The sequence below is a fragment of the Streptomyces sp. Ru73 genome (assembly GCF_002920575.1).
Taxonomy (GTDB): Bacteria; Actinomycetota; Actinomycetes; order Streptomycetales; family Streptomycetaceae; genus Streptomyces.
Genome location: NZ_PQSQ01000185.1, coordinates 1 through 4,976 on the forward strand (window position 1 = coordinate 1; position 4,976 = coordinate 4,976).

Here is a 4,976-nt window from a genome sequence, read left to right on the forward strand (position 1 = left end):
TCACCCCGTTGGCAGCCAGCTCACCCTTCCTGCGAGGAGGGCGTAGCCGGTGAATGCGACTAGGTCGATGGTGGCATGGGCGGCGATGAGGGGGGCGATGCGTCCACAGCGGCGGTAGATAAGTACGAAGAGTGCGCCCATGACGATGTTGCCGATGAAGCCGCCGATGCCCTGGTACAGGTGGTACGAGCCGCGGAGGACCGAGCTGGTGAGGAGGGCGGCCGTCGGTGACCAGCCCAACTGGCCGAGGCGGCGCAGCAGGTAGCCCAGGACGATCACTTCTTCGACCACCGCGTTCTGGACGGCCGAGGCGATCAGGACCGGGAACTTCCACCAGACGTCGGGGAGCGATTCGGGGACGACGGTGAGGTTGGCGCCGGCCGCCCGGGCGGCCAGGTAGAGCAGCAGGCCGCTGCCTCCGATGGCGGCTGCCACCAGGAGGCCCCAGCCGAGGTCGAAGGCGGGGCGCCGGCGGTCGAGGCCGAGGGCGGGCAGGCCGCCCGCGCGCTCCCTGTGGAGCAGGTGGGCGACGAGCAGTACGGGGACGAGCGCGGTGGCGATCCCGAAGAGCTGCCAGGCCAGGTCGAGCCAGGGGCGGCCGGGTGCCTGGGAGCTGTTGAGGTTCGCGGCCTGGTCCGCGAGGCCGCCGGGTTTGGTGAGGGAGCCCACGAAGCTGATGAGGGCCGATACGGCGCTGGCTCCGAGGGAGAGCGCGAGGACGATCAGCGTCTCGTTCCTCAGTGTGCCGCGCGTGAGGCCGTCGGAGGGGCCGTCGTCGGGGCGAGGTTCAGCAACGGGGTGCACTTCGGACTGCACGCCTGCCTCCAGTTCCGCGGTAGCGCCGGTACGCGTCCACTGCCCCGCCAGGGTCTCGAAGGCGGGTACGAGGAGGGCGCGCGACAGGCCGGAACGCGCGCCGTCCGCGAGGCGTTTCCCTTGTGCGTCGTCGCGTGCGGGGCGGATTGTCCGCCGCTGGGCGCCACGATGCGGACGGGAAGGTGCACCGCAGTGGAAGGTCACAGCTTGCCCCAGGTTCCTGGGGGCGTCAGCACGGGGGGGTGCGGTGTGCGGTGCGGACGGCGGCTTCGCGGCAGTGCAGGGGCGCCCGTTCGGGCCGCGCGCCCCTGCTTCCTGCGTGCGTGACGTGCCCGCGTGTCCGCTGCCCGGGCCGTTGCCTGCTACCCGAAGTCCTCCAGTGGCCATTCGTGCACCGGCCGCCCGTCGTGCATCAGTTCGCTGTAGCGGCGGGTCATGGCGGCCAGGGCTTCCTTGCGGTCGAGGCCCTTCTGCAGTGCGCGGTGATAGGCGGCGGCCTGCCAGGAGGCGCCGTTGACGCGGCGGCGGCAGCGGGCCTCGATGACGCCGAGGTAGTGGTCGCGGTCGGCGGGGGCCACGCCCCAGCCGTCGAGGCCGGCGGCGGCCATGGGCAGAAGTTCCTGGAGGACGAGGCGTACGGCGGGGATCTGGGCGATGCCTCCGGAGCGGCCGGGGCGCGGCCACTGGAGGGCGGCGTCGATGCCGTAGCGGCAGGCGGTCTCGAAGTTCTCCTCGGCGGCGGCGAACGGCAGCCGGGTCCAGACGGGCCGGGGGTCGTCGGCGAGGGCGCGTACGAGGCCGTAGTAGAAGGCGGCGTTGGCGATCACGTCGGTGACGGTCGGGCCGGCGGGCAGGACGCGGTTCTCGACGCGGAGGTGGGGGACGCCTTCGGTGACGGCGTAGACGGGGCGGTTCCAGCGGTAGACCGTGCCGTTGTGCAGGATCAGTTCGGAGAGTTCCGGTACGCCGCCCTTCTCCAGGACGGCGAGCGGGTCCTCCTCGCCGCACTTGGGGATGAGCGGCGGGAAGTAGCGGACGTTCTCCTCGAAGAGGTCGTAGGCCGAGTCGATCCAGCGTTCGCCGAACCAGGTGCGGGGGCGGACGCCCTGGGCCTGGAGTTCGGGCGGGCGGGTGTCGGTGGACTGCTGGAAGACGGGCGGCCGGGATTCGCGCCACAGTTCGCGGCCGAAGAGGAAGGGCGAGTTGGCGCCGATGGCGATCTGGACGGCGGTGAGCGCCTGGGCGGCGTTCCATACGGCGGCGAAGCGGCCGGGGGTGACCTGGAGGTGGAGCTGTACGGAGGTGCAGGCGGCTTCGGGCGCGATGGAGGGTGAGGTGGCGGTGAGCCGTTCCACCCCTTCGATGTCGATCTCGAAGTCCTCGCCGCGTGCTGCGCGCATCTCGTCGTTGAGGAGTGTGTAGCGGTCGGCCTCGGAGAGGTTGGAGGAGACCAGGTCGTCGGCGGTGAGGGTGGGCAGGATGCCGATCATGACGATGCGGGCCGCGACCTCGCGGGCCTTGCGGTCGGCGTAGGCGAGGCCGGTGCGCAGTTCTTCGGCGAGCTGGTCCAGTACGCGTCCGGAGAGGCGGTGCGGGAGGATATTGACTTCCAGGTTGAACTGGGCGAGCTCGGTCTGGAAATCCCTGCTGGCGATGCGTTCCAGCACCTCGGAGTTCATCATCCTGGGCATGCCGTCGGCGCTGGCAAGATTCAATTCTATCTCGAGCCCCATGAGGTTCTTGGGGCGGTCGAACCGCTTCTCGTCGAGTAGCCTCGTCAATCCCTCCAGGCACTCGTTGAGCCTTCTTCGATAACGCTGCCGGTCGCCGGGATCAATTCCACCGGCAGTGACCTTCTCCCCCATCGGAGCGTCCCTCCTGACATGGCCGACCCGCGGCCGCGGGTCCGTGCGGTCGATGATGCCCGGCAATCGGTTCGATAACGCCTCGGGGGGCCGGGTGCCCCCGATAGGCTGGGGAGGTCGGACCGAATGGCACATTCCGAGGGCATACGGCGGGGGCTCGGGCCCCGCGCATTGTCCCTGTTCCAAAGCACGATGACATCCGGCCGACCGCGCCGTCGAGGTAATCCGAGGTCCGCGCGCCGGCGGGGTGCATAATTGCATCGAAAACACCGTGGAGAACGGGCTGTATTTCGTCTTGCCAAAAATCTCCGTCAGCGGTAGCCGAAACGAGCACTGAACACCTGTCGTATAAACTTCGTGGACGAGGCAGAGAGTTGGCGCCCAGCTAGCGGGGCATTTCCGAGGCTGAGGCACAGCGGCTGACACCCCCGCCGGGCCACGGCCTGGTCGGCCACGCTCTGCTCCCGCCTGCTGACAGCGCCGTCCGCACTTGCCCAGCACCACCGTGTCTCCCAAGTGAGAGGCGACCCACCATGCCGCTGCATGTACCCCCTGCTCCCGCTCCCGCCCTGCGCAGCGTCCTCACCGCCCTCGGTTCTCCTACCGCCGTACGTGAGGCCCCGACTCCCGCCCTCCGTGTCCACCAGGGACCGCTGCGTCCCGAACGGCCCCTGCCCGTCCATGTGCTCGACGACGTCTCCCGTCGCGGCACCCCGCGTACCCGCCTGACCGGCTGGCGATTCCTCATCCGTGGTGGCGAGCGTGCGCTGGCCACGGCGGACGCCATGCTCACGCCGGACGGCTGGGCGTTCTCGCACTTCGGTGAGGGGCCGTACGTGACCGCGATCGAACGGGCCCTGCATCAGGCGGAGTCCGTGCCCGCCGACTATCAGCCACGGCTGCTGTCCGTGCCGGAGCTGTACATGCTCACGCTGTGGCTGCACGAGGACGTCACGGCGGACGGTGCCGAAGGCTGCCCGGCGCCCGGGGACCTGCTGGTCCCACTGGCCCCGGCGCCGCCCGGCATCGCCGCTCACCGGCCGCACCGTGTCGCCGATCTCCTGTCCCGCCTCACGCTGCGCATCGCGCCGGCACCTCTGCTCGGCTCGCCGGCCTAGGGTCCCGGTGTGCGGCGTCCCTCGAAGCGCCGCCGACTGGGCAGGCAGCTCCTTGCCGGAGTGCGCCCCGCGGTTCTCCTCACCGCGGGGCGCACTGCTGTCCAAGGGCGCCCGCTTTCGTACGGCTGCGCCTACGTACGGGGGCTCGTGCGCGGCTGCACGGCTGTCCGACCACTCCTCCGAACGCGCCGTTCCCCCAGCGAACTAGCCCGGAATGACCAGGCGGAACCACCCGGAGGTGCGGTCTCCGGGGCGGCAACCGCCCGCACGGGTGATGCGTCCCTACCGAGTAAGTACCGCTGCTGCGAAATCCCTGCGGAATCACGTCCGTAGAGCAACACTGGGAGCGAACTACCGAACGGGGGAGGCGGCCATGAACACCTCATCGCGTCGCAGGAAGACGTCCACCACCACACCGCAGCGAAAGACAGCATCCATGTGCCAGCACCAGCCACCGTGTCCGTCAGCAGAGTCCGCCGACCGGGAGGCCGCCCATCTCGTGGCGCACCACCCGGAGCAGGGCTGGAGCCTGTTGTGCAACGGCGTCCTCCTCTTCGAGGACACCGGTGAGCTCCTGCCGGACGGGCAGGTCATCGACCCGCACCGGCCGATGGGCACCGGGCAGGTCGTCACCGCAGCCTGATGCGGTGAGCGGGAACGGAACGAGCAGGGCCCCCGGCGGAGATCGCCGAGGGCCCTTTTGTGTGCGGGCGCCCGTGCCGTGCGGTCACGGGCGCCGGACGGCGGTCAGCCGTCGTAGTCCTCCAGCGGCGGGCAGGAGCACACGAGGTTGCGGTCGCCGAAGGCGCCGTCGATGCGGCGCACCGGCGGCCAGTACTTGGCGGCGGGGTCGACGCCGGCCGGGTGGACGGCTTCCACGCGGGTGTAGGGGTGGGTCCACTCGCCGGTGAGGGAGGCCGCGGTGTGCGGGGCGTTGCGGAGCGGGTTGTCGTCCTTGTCCCACTCCCCCGTGCCGACCTTCTCGATCTCCGCGCGGATGGCGATCATCGCGTCGCAGAACCGGTCCAGTTCGGCGAGGTCCTCGCTCTCGGTCGGCTCGATCATGAGCGTGCCGGCCACGGGGAAGGACATCGTCGGGGCGTGGAAGCCGTAGTCGATCAGGCGCTTGGCGACGTCGTCGATGCTGACGCCGGTGGCCTTGGTCAGCGGCCGTACG

General features: G+C 70.4%; 4 protein-coding genes and 1 pseudogene. 2 read left to right on the top strand and 3 right to left on the bottom strand.

What is annotated here, in order from left to right; translation table 11 throughout:
• Together C3486_RS36160 and C3486_RS36165 are read right to left on the bottom strand one after the other, a co-directional pair.
• Complete coding sequence (locus C3486_RS36160) at nucleotides 1–816, bottom strand: CPBP family intramembrane glutamic endopeptidase (protein WP_103837090.1); 816 nt, start codon at nucleotides 814–816, stop codon at nucleotides 1–3.
• Nucleotides 817–1,178: 362 nt separating this feature from the next.
• Nucleotides 1,179–2,681: a glutamate-cysteine ligase family protein gene (locus tag C3486_RS36165; protein WP_103837091.1), complete on the bottom strand. Its 1,503-nt coding sequence runs from the start codon at nucleotides 2,679–2,681 to the stop codon at nucleotides 1,179–1,181.
• 533 nt (nucleotides 2,682–3,214) lie between these two features.
• On the opposite strand from C3486_RS36165, the gene C3486_RS36170 reads away from it, so the two are divergent.
• Nucleotides 3,215–3,799 carry a hypothetical protein gene (locus C3486_RS36170; protein WP_103837092.1) on the top strand — a complete coding sequence of 195 codons (585 nt, stop codon included), beginning with the start codon at nucleotides 3,215–3,217 and terminating at the stop codon, nucleotides 3,797–3,799.
• Between the two features lie 436 nt (nucleotides 3,800–4,235).
• The gene (locus C3486_RS36175) at nucleotides 4,236–4,442 is read left to right on the top strand and encodes a DUF5999 family protein (RefSeq protein WP_030263889.1); all 207 of its coding nucleotides are present in this window, start codon (nucleotides 4,236–4,238) and stop codon (nucleotides 4,440–4,442) included.
• Between the two features lie 104 nt (nucleotides 4,443–4,546).
• On the opposite strand, the pseudogene C3486_RS36180 reads toward C3486_RS36175, so the two are convergent.
• Nucleotides 4,547–4,976, bottom strand: a pseudogene (locus tag C3486_RS36180) (glycine dehydrogenase (aminomethyl-transferring)); the annotation flags it as partial.